Below are 16478 nucleotides of genomic sequence, written 5' to 3' on the forward strand. Positions count from 1 at the left end.
GGAGCTGCCACGAACCGTCGCCAAACAGTTATGGGTGGCAGCCGTGCGCAGGTTGGCGAACCGGGACACACGGAACCCGGCAGACCTTTCGGTCTCCCACGCACGACCGCCATAACACGGCATTGCGGGCACAAAAAAAGCGCCTGCAATGAGAGTATGGGCGCCTGTGCGCCGTGTGGTATTCGGGTCGCCAAACCCGGTCGCTGAATTTGCAGCGACGGGCAGACTGTAGCGCCCCGTCAGAAGGCGTGCAAGCCCATCGAGGGCTCGCAACGCTTGCGCGAACACCGGGCATGGCATAGATTCGGCGTGCATATTTGATTTCTCCCACGCCTCCGGTTGCAGCCGGGGGCGTTTTTGTTTGTGGCCCGCTCAGCCGGCGAGTGCTTGCAGCAGCGGTGCGCTTGGCGCGTCTCCGCGCAGCCAGGCGTTTACGGCGTCGTTCTCAGCCTTGCGGCGCCGGTACTGCGCCATCAGCTCGGCGCGGCGCTCCTCAACCGCGTGGGCTGCGCACGGTTCTGGCCCCTCCGTCCAAGGCACGCGCACCAGGTGCGCCATTGCCTCGACCGCCGCCTCGATGCCGCGTTGTTCCTCGGTCAGTTCGCTTTCCACATAGCTTTGCCAAGCGGCTGGCTCATTGGCGTAGTGCGCGGGCTGCTCCAGGTGGTAAACCACCCAGCGCTTGAGCAAGCCTTGGTTGCGCATCACGCCGATACGCGCTTCGCGCATCGCAAACTGGCCGGTACCGCAGACTTTTCCGTATTCCCGGCTGACGGCGCGTTCGAGCAGCCGGCGCAGCTCGTACGGGTGCGGCTCCAGCGGCACGACATAACCGTCAGCGTTGATAAACAGCGCTTCTCGTTCCTGCGGGTCAAAGCAGATCGTGGCGATGGTGAAGGCGCGCCACACAAGGCCCGCCAGCTTCGGCGGCGCGAAGCCGAGGCCGGTTGGATCGAAGAAAGGCGTATCGAAAGGGACGCGGGGGAAGCTCATGCGGCAGCACTCCCACGGGCGGCGATCCGGCTTTTGACCCAGGCTTGCACCTCGGCCAGCACCCACGCGACCGGCGCACCCCGCGCGGTGCTGTTGCTCAGCTTCACCGGCTGGGGAAAGCCGCTGTCTGCCTGCTTCATCAGCTTGTAAATCGTCGGCCGCGCCAGCCCGACGATTGCCACGACTTCGGGCATGCGAATCAGGGTGGTGGCGGGGTCGAGCGGGAGCGGGCCGGCAGGCGCTGCGGTGTTCTTGCCGGTCATCGGCACGGCCTTCATGCCTGCTTACCTGCGCGGGTCTGGCTTTCCAGCCAGGCGGCCACATCCTGGCGGCGGTAGCGCACCGCCGACCCACACTTGACCCAGGCGGGGCCTCCTCGGCGAGTGCTGCGCCAGGCGGCAAGGGTGCGATGCGAGAGACCGAGCGCGGCGGCTACTTGGTCAGCTGTGAGCAGATCGGAAGGAGAGAACGGCAGTGGATTGGCTGCCGGGTGGTGTGGACTGGACATTGAGCAAATCCCCTGTGCTGGTAGACAGGGGGAACGTTATGTAGACGGGCCGCTACTGGTCTTTCTGAGTTTTCGTTGTGTTCTTAGAAAGACGGTCTTTCCACTTGTAGTAAGCCGCGCGCGCCGTCTCATACGACACCGCATAAGCATCGCCAGCTCTGGCTATAGCCTCCGTAACGGCAGTACCTTCTCGCTTTATGCAGTTGCAAACCGCACAGTAAATTTCGAGATCGCGCTCCTCGCGCGGAGGCCGGACAGGGTTCGTAGGTCGGCCTGGCAGAATAATCTCGTCGCACCAATCCCCGCCCATAAGTACTTTCCAGAACGCATCAGCCAGCGCCATCAGTATCCAGCGTTCGATATCCTTGCCATCGTGAACGCGCTGAATGAAGCGGTCGAGCATGCAAGCCTTGAATAGCTCGTTATCCTCGTCTGTCGACTCCCCTACGCCTATCCGGGCAAATAAAGCGTCAAGATCATCAGGTGCCAGAGGATTCCACGCCCAAAGTAGACGTCCACGTCCTTCCGTATCCGGCAGTAGAACCCAGCGCTCCGTAGCCTGAGCACGGTTCGCACCCTTCAAATGTGGCAGCTCAATCCCATGCCCTTCGGCGAAATGCCGGCCACCAGCGGTGGTGTGCTCGGTAATACTTGCAGCGAGTTCACCAGAACACGTTTCGTGTTCTGAACACCATGTGTTCACCCCGGTTACGGTTCGTGTTCCATCGCTGTAGGCCGCGTCATTACTGGCTTTCAGCGATTCAGGAACACCAAGAACACCAAGAACACCGATTTTTCTGGTGGGTTGGATAAGCATCGTCACACTGCCTTCCCGAACTGGCCTTGCACCACGGTTCCGTTCTCCAAGCCATCCAGGTAATCGGCATACCACTGCATCATGGTGCGCCGCTGCTCCAGGTAGATGGCCTTGTTGTAGACGCCGGCCACCCCATCCTCCGCATGGGATAGCTGCGCCTCTACATGCTCCTTGGCGAAGCCGTGTTCGCGCAGCGTGGTCGAAGCGATGTGGCGGAAGCCGTGGGCAGTCTGCCGGCCTTCGTAACCCATGCGGCGAAGCGCCATGTTGAAGGCCATGTTGCTACGCGGCTTGGTACGGTCGTTCCGGCCAGGGAACAGCAATGGATAAGCCCCGGTGATGGCACGCAGGCCCTTGAGTGCTTCGAGGGCCTGGCGCGAAAGCGGGACGGTGTGTGTTCTCCGCTTCTTCATGCGCTCGGCCGGCACGACCCATAGGCCGGCTTCGCGGTCGAATTCGCTCCAGGTGGCTTCCCTCAGTTCGCTGGGGCGGGCGCCAGTGAGCATGAGTAAGCGCAGGCCGTGGCGTAGGTCATCAGCGTGTGGATAAGCGCTGATCGAGCGCAGCAGGGCGGGCAGCTCCTTGGCCGAAACGTGTGCATAGTTCTCGGCTGGCTTGGTTTGGAGAAAGCGGCTCAGTCCGTCCAGGGGGTTGTGCACTGCGCGGCCTGTGACGCGGGCCAGGTCATAGATTTCCTTGCAGGATCGGCGCACTCGGCCCATCTGCTCGACAATGCCCAGCTTCTCCATGCCACGCAGGAACTCCATCCACTCGATGGGCGTTATCTCGGCAAAGGGTCGCTTGCCGAACACCGGGAAGGCATGCAGCTCCAGCGCGCCAATGGTTCGTTTCGCTGTGCTGTCGGCCCAGCCGGGCCGGCGAATCTCGATCCACTCGCGGCCTAGTGTCTCGAATGTGTGCCCAGCGGCCTCCAGGGATGAAGCCTGACGGGCTTGCTTCGTGGTGATGGGGTTCTTTCCCTCACTGGCGTCCGCCCGCAGCTCAGCAGCCTTGGCGCGGGCTACCGATCCGCCAACGGTGGGGTAGCTCCCTAGGCCGATCCATGACCACTTCCCGTCAGGTTTCTTGTACCTCAGCTCCCATGACTTCCCGCCGTTGGGCTTAACCCGGAAGTAAAGCCCCTGGCCGTCATGTTCCCTGTAGGTCGTCTGCTCTGGCTCCAGCCCACCCAGGGTGGTATCCGCCAGCGGGCGGCGCTTGATATCGCTGCGCTTCATCCCTTGTATGCCTCGGTTCGAATTTTCGGCCAGCATACAAGCTGGCATACACGGCGGGAAGTGCTAGGGGTAGACAGGGAGATACAGCCAGAAACAAGAAAGCCCGCACGGGGCGGGCTTTTCATGGTGTTTCGTAGACTGCTGGAGACAGTTAGAAACAGGTATTTGGCGCATCCGGCGGGATTCGAACCCACGACCCCTGCCTTCGGAGGGCAGTACTCTATCCAGCTGAGCTACGGATGCGTTGCGGGGCGCAATCATACGCATGTCGTTGACGGGCGTCCATGCTGGTGCGGCCGGACGGATACGGTCCAGGTGCGGCTTTTTCGCAGCTGCCCGAGGCCGGTCCGGCTGGTACCCTTGCGAGTCGCGGCCGGGGGCCGTGGGTGTTCGAATGGCGAGGGGATGGAGATGTCGGGCCATATCAGACTCTGGGATGCGCCGCTGCGGCTGTTTCACTGGTTGTTCGCCGGGACGGTGATCGCAGCCGTCGTCACCGGCTGGGTGGGCGGCAATCTGATGCCCTGGCATGGCCGGCTCGGTCTGCTGGTGCTGGGGCTGCTGGTATTTCGTCTGGTGTGGGGCTTCGTCGGGTCGACCTACGCACGCTGGTCGCGGATCTTCGCGGCAACCGTCGGTGTGAAGGACTATCTGCAGGGCAACTGGCGCGAGGCCGGCCACAACCCGCTCGGTGCTTTTTCGGTGCTGGCCATGCTGCTGCTGGTGAGCTTTCAGGTGATCAGCGGCTTGATGGCAACCGATGACATCGCCTTCCAGGGCCCGCTTTATGCGTTGGTCAGCAGCGAAACCGGCAGCGCGCTGAGCGGCCTGCATCGGCAGGCAAAGTGGCTGCTGCTGGTGCTGATCGGCATGCACATCGGGGCCATCATCTATTACACGCTGGTGATGCGCCGTCCGCTGGTGCGCGCGATGATTGCAGGAAGAACGCAGCGCGAGCACCCGACCCAGCAGGATGCCCGCGGTGGTTCGCTGTTTGCGGCGGTGCTGGCGATTGCGCTGGGTGCGGCTTGCGTATGGGGTGTGCAAGCGGTAGGGGATTGGCTGGAGCCGGAACCCGCCGCGGTCGCACCGAGCCTGGACTGGTAAGCCAGCCGACGGGTTGGTGTCGGCTGGCTGCGACGGGTCAGTCGGCGCGGAACTTGTCGTGGCAGGACTTGCAGCTGCCGCCGACGTCACCGAAGGCCTTCTTGATCGCGGCTTGGTCGCCTTCCGCTGCGACCTTGGCGAGCTGGTTGGCGGCGGCGGTGAAGTTGCGACCGATCTGCCCGGCTTCGTCGAGGTTCTGGAAGAACTCAGGCTTCAGGCGAGTCGCCTTGCCCAGCTGCTCGGTCGTGGTGTCCGGGCTGTACAGGCTGCCCATGCCGGAATTGGCGATGGCGGCGATGGCATTGGCGGCGGCGGCTACCTTGGCCTGGTCGTAGGGCTCCTTACCGTCGACTACCTGGGCCTTGATCTTGCCCATGTTCCAGGACATGAACTGGTAGCCGGCCTGGCGGGTTTCGACCATCTCTTCCGGCTTCATCTGCGCCTGGACGGCAGTGCTGGCCAGCAGGGCGGCGGCCACGACGCCTGTCATCAATGCTTTCACGGTAACTCCTTATCGATCCTTGGTTATCGGCGGCCGAGGCCGCTCGCGCACAACTATACCCCGGCCAGTAGTAGGGTTTGGGTAACAAGTCGTGACAGGCCGTGCGATGTATCAGGCTGGTCAATGGCGCGACAACGTCATGCGTCATGAGCTTGCCGGGCCAGTGGCTGCGGTCCTAGCATGGCCGTTCGCAGTGCAATGCGGCGACAGGAACCGGGCGGCGAAGGACGGTTCAGATGAGCGTCGTATCAGCCAAACTTTCCGCAGCGGGCCTGCCGCTACGATGCCCGAGGAGACTGCCATGCAACTCAAAGACACCGCTCTGTTCCGTCAGCAGGCCTATATTGATGGCGCCTGGCTGGATGCCGACAGCGGCCAGACCATCAGCGTGAACAACCCGGCCACCGGCGAAACGCTTGGCACGGTGCCGAAGATGGGCGCCGCGGAAACCCGTCGCGCCGTCGATGCCGCCGAGCGTGCGCTGCCGGCCTGGCGTGATCTGACCGCCAAGGAGCGTTCGCAGAAGCTGCGCCGCTGGTTCGAGCTTTTGATGGAGAACCAGGACGATCTGGGCCGCCTGATGACCCTGGAGCAGGGCAAGCCGCTGGCCGAGGCCAAGGGCGAGATCGCCTACGCGGCGTCCTTCATCGAGTGGTTCGCCGAGGAAGCCAAGCGCATCTACGGCGATACCATTCCTGGCCATCAGAAAGACAAACGCATCATCGTCATCAAGCAGCCGATCGGCGTGACCGCGGCGATCACGCCGTGGAATTTCCCGGCAGCGATGATTACCCGCAAAGCCGGCCCGGCACTCGCAGCTGGCTGCACCATGGTGATCAAACCCGCTTCGCAGACGCCGTTCTCGGCACTGGCGATGGTCGAGTTGGCCGAACGTGCCGGGATTCCCAAGGGCGTGCTCAGCGTGGTCACCGGCTCGGCGGGCGACATCGGCAACGAGCTGACCGCCAACCCCAAGGTCCGCAAGATTTCCTTCACCGGCTCCACCGAAGTGGGTGCCAAGCTGATGGAGCAGTGCGCGCCAGGGATCAAGAAGGTGTCCCTCGAGCTGGGCGGCAATGCGCCGTTCATCGTCTTCGACGACGCCGATCTGGACGAGGCGGTGAAGGGTGCCGTGCAGTCCAAGTACCGCAATGCCGGGCAGACCTGTGTCTGCGTCAACCGCATCTATGTGCAGGACGGCGTGTACGACACCTTCGCCGAGAAATTCCAGGCGGCGGTGGCCAAGCTGCGGGTTGGCAATGGCCTGGAGGAGGGTACCGATCTCGGCCCGCTGATCGATGATCGCGCTGCCGCCAAGGTCCGCGAGCATATCGAGGATGCCGTCGCCCAGGGCGCGCGACTGGTGGCGGGCGGCCAGGCCCATGCGCTTGGCGGCAGCTATTTCGAGCCGACCGTGCTGGTCGACGTGCCGGACAGCGCCAAGGTGGCCAAGGAAGAGACCTTCGGCCCGTTGGCGCCGCTGTTCCGCTTCAAGGACGAGGCCGATGCGATCGCCAAGGCCAACGACACCGAGTTCGGCCTGGCCTCCTACTTTTATGCGCGCGATCTGGGCCGGGTGTTCCGCGTCGCCGAGGCGCTGGAGTACGGCATGGTGGGCATCAATACCGGGCTGATCTCCACCGAAGTGGCGCCTTTCGGCGGGGTGAAGTCCTCCGGCCTTGGCCGCGAGGGCTCCAAGTACGGCATTGAGGATTACCTGGAGATCAAGTATCTCTGCATGGGCATCTGAGCCACCTGTGACAGCTGGCCTCAGGGTCTGAGGCTGGCTTTTTGCTATCGGTCCGTGCAGAATCGCGCCCCCGCTTGGCGCGATTCCACTCCAGGGGTCTGTCGCCATCCACCTAGACCGTCGCTAGGCTGTGGTGACATCTCCAGTGAGCATCTCCGCCCAAGTTTCCTTCGTTCTGGTTGCCTACAACGAACCCTGGCGCGCGGATCAGCTTTGTCAGCTGGTGCGCGAACTGCGCCCGGGTATGCGTGTGCAGCCAGCGGCAGACGGGCATGCCGCGCTGGAACTGTGCAAGCGTCAGGTGCCCAGCCTGCTGATCGTCGATGGTGAACTGGATGGCCTCGATGGCCGCCAGCTGCTGCGCGAACTGCGGCGCCACGGTCCGACCCAGCGCCTGCCCTGCGTGCTGATCAGCGCACGCACCGATACCGCCAGCGTACGCACCGTGCTGCCGCTGGCACCCGCCGCCTACCTGGGCAAACCCTACGATCTCGACGACTTGCGCCAGCGCCTGGACCGGTTGCTGCCACGCTCGGCCGGCCGTGCAGGGATGACGACGCCTGCTCCGGCAGACAACGTGGATCGCTTTCTCGAGCGCATGCGCCCCTATAACCGCGGCGCGCCGCTGCAGGAGGCTGTGCTGGTGGCCCTGCAGCGCCTGCAGGGCGGCGATCAGGATTTCGCCGAGCTCCAAGAGCTGTTGTCCCGCGACCCGCAGGTGACTGCGCGACTGATCAGCGTCGCCAGCAGCGGTGCGCAACAGGCCACGCCTTGCCTGAGCCTGGGCGAGGCACAGCGGCGACTCGGTGCTGCGCGCAGCCTACAGCTGGTGACCGAGCTGGCACTGCAGCACAACGCCCGGCTGGTCGAGCCACGTCTTGCCGAACTGGGCGCGCAGCTCGGCGCGCAGGCGCTGCGCACCGCACGCCTGGCTGACTGGCTGGCAGGGCAGTTGAAGTTGGACAGAGAGCTCTGCTTTAGCGCCGGCCTGCTACGGAACATCGGTGAGTTGGCGCTGTTGCGCAGCCTGCAGGACTGGCTCGACAGTGGTGGCGAGCTGGATGAAGCGGATCTGCAGCGCTGCCTGTGCGAGCGCGCGGCCGGCTTCGGCTCGGCGCTACGGGCACAGTGGGCGCTGCCGCTGGAGCTGCGCCAGGTGATTACGGCCTACTATGCCCTGGGCGCCGGCGCACTCAGCCGCGAAGCGCTGGTGCTCAACCTGACGCGGCTGCTGATCGAGCTGCCGGAAGGCACCGAGCCCGCCTCCCTGGCCAGCAAACGAACGGTGCGTTTGCTACGTATCGACCCCGACCTGTTGGCCCGCGCCCCGCGGCATGCCGTATCCGGCTGAAGTCGCTGTACCCGCTTTGGCGGCGACATTCCCCTGATTGATGGTGCTGCCCGACGCCGGTTCGGCTGCCGGCAATATCGAGCGCTGACGCGCGCTACATCTCTTCCCCGCTTGATATTGCTTGGCGATGTCGGCCTATCGACATGCATAACGTGACTCCTATATTCTGCTGTGCGAAACATGATTCCGTGAAATTACAATTCCAATCAGCATTTCACACAGCGGAGGCCAGTCATGACAGATGTCGTACGGCTCGAGGTTCAGGGCGAGATCGCGCTGATCACGGTCAACAATCCACCGGTCAACGCCCTCGGCCAGGCGGTGCGTGACGGGCTGCTGAAGGCCTTTCAGCGTGCCGAAGCGGACCCACAGGTCCGCGCCGTGGCGCTGATGTGCGAGGGCAATACCTTTATTGCCGGCGCCGACATCAAGGAATTCGGCAAGCCCCCGCAGGCGCCGAGCCTGCCAGACGTAATTGAAGTCATCGAAGTCTGCAGCAAGCCGAGCGTCGCGGTGATTCATGGCACCGCGCTGGGTGGCGGACTTGAAGTGGCGCTGGGTTGTCATTACCGCATCGCGCGCAAGGACGCCAAGGTCGGCCTACCGGAAGTGAAGCTGGGTCTGCTGCCGGGCGCCGGCGGCACCCAGCGCCTGCCGCGTCTGGCCGGTGTCGCCAAGGCGCTGGACATGATCGTCAGCGGCCAGCCCATCGGTGCGGCGGAGGCGGTCGAGCACAACATCGTCGATGAGCTCTTCGACGGCGAACTGCGCGAAGCCGGCCTCGCCTATGCCCGTCGTATGGTCGACGAAGGCCGCGCACCGCGACGCACTGGCGAGCAGACCCAAGGCCTTGAGGGCGCCGACAACGAGGCGCTGATCCGCACCAAGCATGCCGAAGTGGCCAAGCGCATGCCTGGACTGTTCTCGCCGTTGCGTTGCATCGCGGCGGTCGAGGCGGCGACGAAGCTGCCGTTGGCCGAGGGTCTCAAGCGCGAGCGTGAACTGTTCGCCGAATGCCTGAACTCGCCACAGCGTGGTGCTCTGGTCCACTCGTTCTTCGCCGAGCGTCAGGCCGGCAAGATCAACGATCTGCCGGCAGACGTGAAACCACGGCCGATCAAGACCGCCGCGGTGATCGGCGGCGGCACCATGGGTGTCGGTATCGCGCTGAGTTTCGCCAATGCCGGTGTGCCGGTGAAATTGCTGGAGATCAACGATGACGCCCTGCAACGCGGCCTGCAGCGCGCCCGCGATACCTACGCGGCGAGCGTCAAGCGCGGCAGCCTGACCGAGGAGGCGATGGCGCAGCGCCTCGCGCTGATCGCGGGCGTCACCGATTACGCCGCCCTGGCCGATGTCGATGTAGTGGTCGAAGCGGTCTTCGAAGAGATGGGCGTCAAGCAGCAAGTCTTCGAACAGCTGGACGCGGTATGCAAGCCCGGTGCGATTCTCGCTTCGAACACCTCATCGCTGGATCTGGATGCCATCGCCGCCTTCACCAAGCGGCCAGAAGACGTAGTCGGGCTGCATTTCTTCAGCCCGGCCAACGTCATGCGCCTGCTGGAGGTGGTACGCGGCGAGAAGACCAGCCACGAGGTGCTCGCGACCGCCATGGCCATTGGTAAGAAATTGAAGAAGGTCTCGGTGGTGGTCGGCGTCTGCGATGGCTTCGTCGGCAATCGCATGGTCTTCCAGTACGGCCGCGAGGCGGAATTCCTGTTGGAGGAAGGCGCCACGCCGCAACAGGTCGACGGCGCCCTGCGCAACTTCGGCATGGCCATGGGGCCGTTTGCCATGCGCGACCTGTCCGGCCTCGACATCGGCCAGGCGATCCGCAAACGCCAGCGCGCGACGCTGCCGGCGCACCTGGATTTCCCGACCGTCTCGGACAAGCTCTGCGAAGCCGGCATGCTCGGGCAGAAGACCGGCGCCGGCTACTACCGCTACGAGCCGGGCAACCGCACCCCGCAGGAGAACCCCGAACTCGCGCCTATGCTGGAAGCAGCCTCGCGGGAAAAGGGCATCGAGCGGCAGACGCTGGACGAGCAGTACATCGTCGAGCGCTGCATCTTCGCGCTGGTCAACGAGGGCGCGAAGATTCTCGAAGAAGGCATCGCCCAGCGCGCCAGCGATATCGACGTCATCTACCTCAACGGCTACGGCTTCCCGGCCTTCCGCGGCGGACCGATGTTCTATGCCGACAGCGTTGGCCTGGACCGCGTGCTGGCGCGAGTCAAGGAGCTGCACGCACGTTGTGGCGACTGGTGGAAGCCGGCGCCGCTGCTGGAAAAACTGGCCGCTGAAGGCCGCACCTTCACCGAATGGCAGGCCGGGCAATGAGCGCCGCCCGCCTGCAAACCGAACGCAGCATGAGGACCTTCCCATGAACGTCAATTACACGGCCGAAGAGCTCGCCTTCCGCGACGAAGTGCGCGCCTTCCTGAAAAGCGAGCTGCCGGCGGACATCGCCGCCAAGGTCAAGCTCGGCAAGCACATGTCCAAGGAAGATCACCAGCGCTGGCAGCAGATTCTGGTCAAGCGTGGCTGGTATGCGCCGGGCTGGCCGGTGGAGCTGGGCGGCACCACCTGGGGGCCGGTGGAAAAGCACATCTTCGACGAAGAGTGTTCGGCCTTCGGCGCGCCACGTACAGTGCCCTTCGGCGTCAACATGGTTGCCCCGGTGATCATCAAGTTCGGCACGCAGCAACAGAAGGATCATTACCTACCGCGCATCCTCTCGGGTGAAGACTGGTGGTGCCAGGGCTATTCCGAGCCCGGTGCCGGTTCCGACCTCGCCAGCCTGAAGACCCGCGCCGTGCGTGACGGCGACCACTATGTGGTCAACGGCCAGAAGACCTGGACCACCCTCGGCCAGCACGCCAACATGATCTTCTGCCTGGTGCGCACCGACCCGGAAGCCCAGCAGCAGCGCGGCATCAGCTTCCTTCTGATCGACATGAAGAGCCCGGGCATCAGCGTGCGGCCGATCATCACCCTGGACGGCGACCACGAGGTCAACGAAGTCTTCTTCGACAACGTCCGCGTGCCGGTGGAAAACCTCGTCGGCGAGGAAAACCAGGGCTGGACCTGCGCCAAGTACCTGCTGACCCACGAGCGCACGGGCCTTGCCGGCATCGGCTCGTCCAAGGCGGTGCTGGCGCATCTCAAGCGTATCGCCATGAAGGAGGTCTGCGACGGCAAGCCGATGCTCGAAGACCCGCTGTTCCGCGCCCAGGTCGCGGAAGTCGAGATGCAGCTGATGGCCATCGAGATGAGCACCCTGCGCATTCTCGCCGCGGCGAAGGAGGGTGGCGTGCCCGGTGCCGAGTCCTCGATCCTCAAGGTCAAGGGCACCGAGATCCGCCAGGCGATCACTCACCTGTTGCGCAAGGTCATCGGCCCCTATGCGCTGCCGTTCCTGGAAGAAGAGCTGCAGCTGGACTACGACGGTGAGCTGCTGCACGCCGACTACAGCGCGTCGCTGGCCGGCGACTACTTCAACATGCGCAAGCTGTCGATCTTCGGCGGCTCCAACGAAATCCAGAAGAACATCGTCTCGAAGATGATTCTCGAGCTGTAAGGGGGCACCGCAATGGACTTCAAACTGACTGAAGAGCAGCAAATGCTGCAAGACACCGCGGCGCGTCTGGTGCGCGACGCCTACCCATTCGAACAGCGCGAGAAATTCAGCGAGTCGGAACTGGGCTTTTCCGCCGAGTTCTGGTCGCAGCTGGGAGAGCTGGGCCTGACCGCCGTGCCGTTCTCGGAAGAGATCGGCGGCTTCGGTGGCGGCGGCGTGGAAACCATGCTGGTCATGACCGAGCTGGGTCGTGGCCTGACGCTGGAACCCTATCTGCAATCGGTGATCTTCGCCGGTGGCCTGATCGACCAGCTCGGTTCCGATGCGCAGAAACAGGATCTGCTGCCGCAGGTCGCCGCCGGTTCGCTGCAACTGGCGGTGGCCTTCGACGAACCGCAGAGCCATTACAACCTCAACGACGTGCAGACCAAGGCCGAGGCGGTGGACGGCGGCTATCGTCTGAACGGCCGCAAGGCCGTGGTGATCGGCGGGCACAGCGCCGGGCAGATCATCGTGTCGGCGCGCACTTCCGGTGACAGTCGCGATGAAACGGGCATCAGCCTGTTCCTTATCGATCCGAACGCCCAGGGCGTCAGCCGTCGCGTCTACCCGACCATCGACGGGCGCAGGGGCTGCGAGCTGTTCCTCGACAACGTGCAGGTCGGCGCTGACGCGCTGCTCGGCGAAATCGGCAACGGGCTTCCGGCGCTGCGCTACCAGCAGGGCCGCGCCATCGCCGCGCAGTGCGCCGATGCGCTGGGCAGCATGGACGAAGCCTGCAAGCTGACCCTGGACTACCTGAAGACGCGCAAGCAGTTCGGCGTGCCGATCGGCAAGTTCCAGGTTCTGCAGCACCGTATGGTGGACATGCAGACCGAGCTGGAGCAGGCCACCAGCATGGCGATCCTCGCCGCGACCTTCGCCGACGGCGAAGACAACGACGAGCGCCGGCGCATCATCGCCGCCGCCAAATACATCTGCGCCCGCGCCGCGCGCAAGGTGGCCGAGGAGGCTATCCAGTTGCACGGCGGCATCGGCATGACATGGGAATACAACCTCGCCCACCACGCCAAGCGCCTGGTGATGATCGCCCACCAGTTCGGTGACGACGACCATCACCTGAAGGCCTATGCGAAGTTGATGCAGGTGGCGTAAGGCGCCAATCGCGACACGCGACCGGGCCCCTGTGGCCCGGTTTTGCTTTGCAGAGATAGGGTCAGGTGCTTAGCCGACTGCGGGCAGGTGTGGCGGAGGTGTCGTCTTCACTTTCGTAGGGCGGCGTTCCGCTTCAGCTCGCGCCAGCAACCAAACGGTGGGCTGAAGCCCACCCTACGGCGATGCGCGCAAGGTGGCAGTCTCGTAGGGTGGAAGACGGCGAAGCCTCTTCCGCCGTTGCGTGCCAACCGGGGCGTGCCATGGCCGGCAGGCTCGCGAAGTGATCGTTCACACCGGTGGCAGTTCGTAGGGTGGATGTCGCTTTTCACATCCACGCGGTTGGGTTGGTACCCGTGATGTGGTGGATCGGTGAAGCGCGATCCACCCTGCGCCTGACGTTCCGCGTTCGATCAGGCCGGCTTCGCCTCTGCTTCGGCTGGCGCTGTACCCTGCGGCTTCCACTCCTGCAGGCGATCCAGGCTGCCGCGGTAATGCTTGAGCCCCATGCCGAGCAGGACTATCGCGCCGACCAGCGCAACGCCGGTGACGATCAGCAACGAGTAGCGCAGCGCGTTGTCGTCGCCGAAGACGAAGTCGGTGCCCAGCGCCACGGCGGTCGGGCCGATGCCGAGGCCGACCATGGTGATGACGAACAGGTACACCGCCGAGGCCTGGCCGCGCATGGAGTTGGGCATGATTTCCTGGATCGCCGCCGGGCCGACGCCGAAGGGCATGGCGATGGTGAAGACGTGCAGGGCGATCAGCGCCAGCGCCAGTTCGCCGGTGCCGGCCATGTAGGCGAGATTGAGTGGCAGGGTCAGCGCGGCGGAGATGATGCCGACGCGCAGCGGTGCGTCGCGATAACCGCGGCGGTGCAGCAGGTCGGAGAGCCGCCCGCCGGCAATGATGCCGATCGAGCCCGCCACCGCCACCACCGAGCCGTAGAGCACGCCGACGTCGCTGGCCGACCAGCCGTAGGTGCGGATGAAGAATGTCGGAATCCACGCCGAACTGCCGTAGGCGGCGAACGCCAGGCAGGCGAAGCCGAAGTTGTGGCAGAGCACGGTGCGGCGGTTCTGGCGAATGTAGCCGGCCACTTCGCTGAGTGGCACTTCGACGCCGGCGCCAACGCCCTTGCGCGACGGCTCGCGGATCAGCAGGAGCACGGCGGTGAACAGCACGCCGGCTGCACCGAGTACGAGGAAGATCAACTGCCAGGGGCGGACCATGCCGAGCACCGGTAGCTCCACATCACCTTGGGCCGAGGCGAACTTGACCACCAGCCCGCCGAGCAGAAAGGCCAGGCCGGAGCCGATGTAGATGCCCATCGAATAGACGCTCATCGCGGTGCCGCGCAGCTTGGGCGGGAAGCTGTCGGCGATCAGCGAGTAGGCCGAGGGCGATAGCGCGGCCTCGCCGACACCGACTCCGATGCGGAACGCGAGAAACTGCCAGAAGGTTCGCGCGGTGCCGCACAGCGCGGTCATCAGGCTCCACACCAGCACGCCGATGGCGATGATGCCGCGGCGGCTCTTGCGGTCGGCCAGGCGCCCGATGGGCACGCCGCAGATGGTGTAGAACACCGCGAAGGAGAAGCCCATGAGCAGGCTCATGTGGGTGTCGGTGATGTCCAGATCTCGGCGGATCGGTTCGACCAGCAGGTTGAGGATCTGCCGATCGACGAAGGACAGCACATAGGCGAGCATGAGGATGGCGACCGTGGCCCAGGCGCGGGTTTGCGAGGGGTAGCCGTTATTGTTGTTGTGCATGGCAAGGCTCCATTGGCGAGGAGGGCTGTAACCAGCCCATCCTCACTTTTGTCGGAGATCAGCCATCCGGCAAGGTGAATAACCCCTGCATATGTTTCGAAATATGCTAGCAATGTTCCGCTCTGCGAAATTAACGATTATGGGTCACGCCACCGTTTGTTGTTGGCCTGGCATCAGCTCTGGCAACAGATGTGGCGCCCAGAGGTTGTCGGCGAAACTGCGACGGAAGAAGCCGAAGTGGCCGATCCGCGTGGCGCCGATTTCCGCGGGCGCGATGCGCTGCATGGTTTTCGGTGCCGAGCTGTAGAAGCCATGCAGGGATTCAGTGTTGCGCGCCGACATCATTTCGTCGTCGCTGAAGGACAGCGAGGTCAGGGGTGTGCGCACCGCCGCGAAGGCCTGGCGCACGGGCTCGCCTTCAACACCGACCAGGTAGTCCGGATGCAGGCACCAGCGCCGCCACTGGCGAATCACCCCGGCGGGCAGGTCGCCGACCGCCCCGATACGACCGCCCGGGAAGTAACCCGCGACCGCGGTCAGCACCGGGGCCAGGCCATGCCAGAGCAGCCAGGCCTTGTTGCGGATCTGCGGGCTGTTCTCGCGCCAGTAGCCGCTGCCGGCGGCAATGGTGACGATGCGGGTCAGGCGCTCATGGCCTTTGACCAGTGGCAGGATCTGCGCGCCGACACTGTGGCCGATCCAGTACAGCGGCAGCTCACCGGCAACCTCGGCCGCCGCGGCGAGCACCGAGCTGCAGTCGTGGCGCGCCCAGTCGAGGATGTCCACGTTCAACTGGCGAAGCGGCATTCGCCGCGAGCGGCCCATGCCCAGGTAATCGAAGGTCACCACCTGATATCCGCGCTCGGCGAGCCAGTTGGCGAAGTCGGTGTAGAAGCGCTGCGGCACGCCCATCGCCGGCGCGATCAGCACGACGCCGCATGGCAGGCTGCTCGGCTGATACCAGTAGCTGGACAGGGCATGGCCGTTGCCGTTGTCGATGGAGCGTTCTTCAACCTGTATCGTCGCCATCTTGTTGTTCTCCGCGCTTCTGCGATTGCTGCGATCGGTGCAGTATACGAAGGGTAGAAGATAATTCTAGAAAAATATTCTAGTCAGATTGGAGGCCGGATGGCCCGTAGTAGCCGCAAGCAGGAAATCCTTCAGGCCGCACTCGCCTGTTTCACCGAGTTCGGCGTGGAGGCGGCCACCATCGAGATGATTCGTGATCGCTCCGGCGCCAGCATCGGCAGCCTCTATCACCACTTCGGCAATCGTGAGCGGATCATCGCCGCGCTGTATCTGGAAGGCATCGGTGAGTACGCCGCGCTGCTCGAAGCCGGGCTGATCGAGACGCTGGACGCGGAAGCCTGCGTCCGGCTTTTCGTCACCAGCTACATCGACTGGGTGGTGGCGAACCCGGATTGGGCGCGCTTCGTCCTGCACAACCGCGGGCGGGTCGAGGCCGGGGAGATGGGCGAACGGCTGCGCGAGGTCAATCGCGCCCACGGTGAGCGGGTCGGGGCGATTCTGCGGCGCCATCGGGAAAGCGGAGCCTTTCGGCGGATGCCCGGCGACTGCTTTCTCGCGGTGGTGATCGGACCCTGCCATGACATGGCGCGTAACTGGCTGGCGGGCCGTTCCCGCACCGCGCTGGCCGACTGCCGCGAGCTGCTCGCGGACATCGCCTGGGCCAGCGTCAGGGCCTGAC

At 64.4% G+C, this 16478-nt stretch carries 15 protein-coding genes and 1 tRNA gene; 7 read left to right on the forward strand and 9 right to left on the reverse strand.

Annotated features, from left to right (window positions below):
* Positions 1 to 372: 372 nt before the first annotated feature.
* From CW305_RS15605 to CW305_RS15630, 6 genes are all read right to left on the reverse strand, one after another.
* Entirely contained in the window at positions 373 to 993 is a 621-nt protein-coding gene (locus CW305_RS15605) for a hypothetical protein (protein WP_104098333.1), read from the reverse strand.
* Positions 990 to 1271 (reverse strand): helix-turn-helix transcriptional regulator, encoded by a 282-nt coding sequence (locus CW305_RS15610; protein WP_042920581.1) that lies wholly within the window; start codon positions 1269 to 1271, stop codon positions 990 to 992. Before CW305_RS15610 ends, CW305_RS15605 begins: the two co-directional genes overlap by 4 nt.
* Positions 1268 to 1501, reverse strand: coding sequence for a helix-turn-helix transcriptional regulator (locus CW305_RS15615; protein WP_104098334.1), 234 nt, complete (start codon positions 1499 to 1501; stop codon positions 1268 to 1270). Before CW305_RS15615 ends, CW305_RS15610 begins: the two co-directional genes overlap by 4 nt.
* Positions 1502 to 1553: 52 nt before the next feature.
* On the reverse strand, positions 1554 to 2318 hold the full coding sequence (locus CW305_RS15620; RefSeq protein ID WP_146067159.1) for a hypothetical protein: 765 nt from the start codon (positions 2316 to 2318) through the stop codon (positions 1554 to 1556).
* 2 nt (positions 2319 to 2320) lie between these two features.
* Positions 2321 to 3556, reverse strand: coding sequence for a tyrosine-type recombinase/integrase (locus tag CW305_RS15625; protein ID WP_042920586.1), 1236 nt, complete (start codon positions 3554 to 3556; stop codon positions 2321 to 2323).
* A 166-nt stretch (positions 3557 to 3722) separates the two neighbouring features.
* A tRNA-Arg gene (locus tag CW305_RS15630) sits at positions 3723 to 3799 on the reverse strand.
* 162 nt (positions 3800 to 3961) lie between these two features.
* On the opposite strand from CW305_RS15630, the gene CW305_RS15635 reads away from it, so the two are divergent.
* Positions 3962 to 4663, forward strand: coding sequence for a cytochrome b/b6 domain-containing protein (locus CW305_RS15635; RefSeq protein ID WP_104098335.1), 702 nt, complete (start codon positions 3962 to 3964; stop codon positions 4661 to 4663).
* Between the two features lie 37 nt (positions 4664 to 4700).
* On the opposite strand, the gene CW305_RS15640 is transcribed toward CW305_RS15635, so the two are convergent.
* On the reverse strand, positions 4701 to 5153 hold the full coding sequence (locus CW305_RS15640; RefSeq protein ID WP_104098336.1) for a c-type cytochrome: 453 nt from the start codon (positions 5151 to 5153) through the stop codon (positions 4701 to 4703).
* A gap of 313 nt (positions 5154 to 5466) precedes the next feature.
* On the opposite strand from CW305_RS15640, the gene gabD reads away from it, so the two are divergent.
* From gabD to CW305_RS15665, 5 genes are all read left to right on the forward strand, one after another.
* Positions 5467 to 6915, forward strand: coding sequence for an NADP-dependent succinate-semialdehyde dehydrogenase (gene gabD / locus CW305_RS15645; RefSeq protein WP_104098337.1), 1449 nt, complete (start codon positions 5467 to 5469; stop codon positions 6913 to 6915).
* 145 nt (positions 6916 to 7060) lie between these two features.
* Positions 7061 to 8266 (forward strand): HDOD domain-containing protein, encoded by a 1206-nt coding sequence (locus tag CW305_RS15650; protein ID WP_104098338.1) that lies wholly within the window; start codon positions 7061 to 7063, stop codon positions 8264 to 8266.
* 234 nt (positions 8267 to 8500) lie between these two features.
* Positions 8501 to 10606, forward strand: a complete 2106-nt coding sequence (locus CW305_RS15655; protein ID WP_104098339.1) for a 3-hydroxyacyl-CoA dehydrogenase NAD-binding domain-containing protein — start codon at positions 8501 to 8503, stop codon at positions 10604 to 10606.
* A gap of 43 nt (positions 10607 to 10649) precedes the next feature.
* Entirely contained in the window at positions 10650 to 11846 is a 1197-nt protein-coding gene (locus CW305_RS15660; RefSeq protein WP_104098340.1) for an acyl-CoA dehydrogenase family protein, read from the forward strand.
* Between the two features lie 12 nt (positions 11847 to 11858).
* Positions 11859 to 13001: an acyl-CoA dehydrogenase family protein gene (locus tag CW305_RS15665; protein ID WP_104098341.1), complete on the forward strand. Its 1143-nt coding sequence runs from the start codon at positions 11859 to 11861 to the stop codon at positions 12999 to 13001.
* 410 nt (positions 13002 to 13411) lie between these two features.
* On the opposite strand, the gene CW305_RS15670 is transcribed toward CW305_RS15665, so the two are convergent.
* Positions 13412 to 14770 (reverse strand): spinster family MFS transporter, encoded by a 1359-nt coding sequence (locus tag CW305_RS15670; RefSeq protein WP_104098342.1) that lies wholly within the window; start codon positions 14768 to 14770, stop codon positions 13412 to 13414.
* Positions 14771 to 14914: 144 nt separating this feature from the next.
* Positions 14915 to 15799, reverse strand: coding sequence for an alpha/beta hydrolase family protein (locus CW305_RS15675; RefSeq protein WP_104098343.1), 885 nt, complete (start codon positions 15797 to 15799; stop codon positions 14915 to 14917).
* A gap of 99 nt (positions 15800 to 15898) precedes the next feature.
* On the opposite strand from CW305_RS15675, the gene CW305_RS15680 reads away from it, so the two are divergent.
* Entirely contained in the window at positions 15899 to 16477 is a 579-nt protein-coding gene (locus CW305_RS15680; protein WP_104098344.1) for a TetR/AcrR family transcriptional regulator, read from the forward strand.
* Position 16478 lies beyond the last annotated feature (1 nt).

The organism is Stutzerimonas kunmingensis, assembly GCF_002929225.1.
GTDB lineage: Bacteria > Pseudomonadota > Gammaproteobacteria > Pseudomonadales > Pseudomonadaceae > Stutzerimonas.

Excerpts from the sequence above, each read along its gene's own strand:
- CW305_RS15605 (WP_104098333.1), bottom strand. The coding sequence starts at position 993 with ATGAGCTTCCCCCGCGTCCCTTTCGATACGCCTTTCTTCGATCCAACC.
- CW305_RS15610 (WP_042920581.1), bottom strand. The coding sequence starts at position 1,271 with ATGAAGGCCGTGCCGATGACCGGCAAGAACACCGCAGCGCCTGCCGGC.
- CW305_RS15615 (WP_104098334.1), bottom strand. The coding sequence starts at position 1,501 with ATGTCCAGTCCACACCACCCGGCAGCCAATCCACTGCCGTTCTCTCCT.
- CW305_RS15620 (WP_146067159.1), bottom strand. The coding sequence starts at position 2,318 with ATGCTTATCCAACCCACCAGAAAAATCGGTGTTCTTGGTGTTCTTGGT.
- CW305_RS15625 (WP_042920586.1), bottom strand. The coding sequence starts at position 3,556 with ATGAAGCGCAGCGATATCAAGCGCCGCCCGCTGGCGGATACCACCCTG.
- CW305_RS15635 (WP_104098335.1), top strand. The coding sequence starts at position 3,962 with ATGGAGATGTCGGGCCATATCAGACTCTGGGATGCGCCGCTGCGGCTG.
- CW305_RS15640 (WP_104098336.1), bottom strand. The coding sequence starts at position 5,153 with ATGACAGGCGTCGTGGCCGCCGCCCTGCTGGCCAGCACTGCCGTCCAG.
- gabD (WP_104098337.1), top strand. The coding sequence starts at position 5,467 with ATGCAACTCAAAGACACCGCTCTGTTCCGTCAGCAGGCCTATATTGAT.
- CW305_RS15655 (WP_104098339.1), top strand. The coding sequence starts at position 8,501 with ATGACAGATGTCGTACGGCTCGAGGTTCAGGGCGAGATCGCGCTGATC.
- CW305_RS15660 (WP_104098340.1), top strand. The coding sequence starts at position 10,650 with ATGAACGTCAATTACACGGCCGAAGAGCTCGCCTTCCGCGACGAAGTG.
- CW305_RS15665 (WP_104098341.1), top strand. The coding sequence starts at position 11,859 with ATGGACTTCAAACTGACTGAAGAGCAGCAAATGCTGCAAGACACCGCG.
- CW305_RS15670 (WP_104098342.1), bottom strand. The coding sequence starts at position 14,770 with ATGCACAACAACAATAACGGCTACCCCTCGCAAACCCGCGCCTGGGCC.
- CW305_RS15675 (WP_104098343.1), bottom strand. The coding sequence starts at position 15,799 with ATGGCGACGATACAGGTTGAAGAACGCTCCATCGACAACGGCAACGGC.
- CW305_RS15680 (WP_104098344.1), top strand. The coding sequence starts at position 15,899 with ATGGCCCGTAGTAGCCGCAAGCAGGAAATCCTTCAGGCCGCACTCGCC.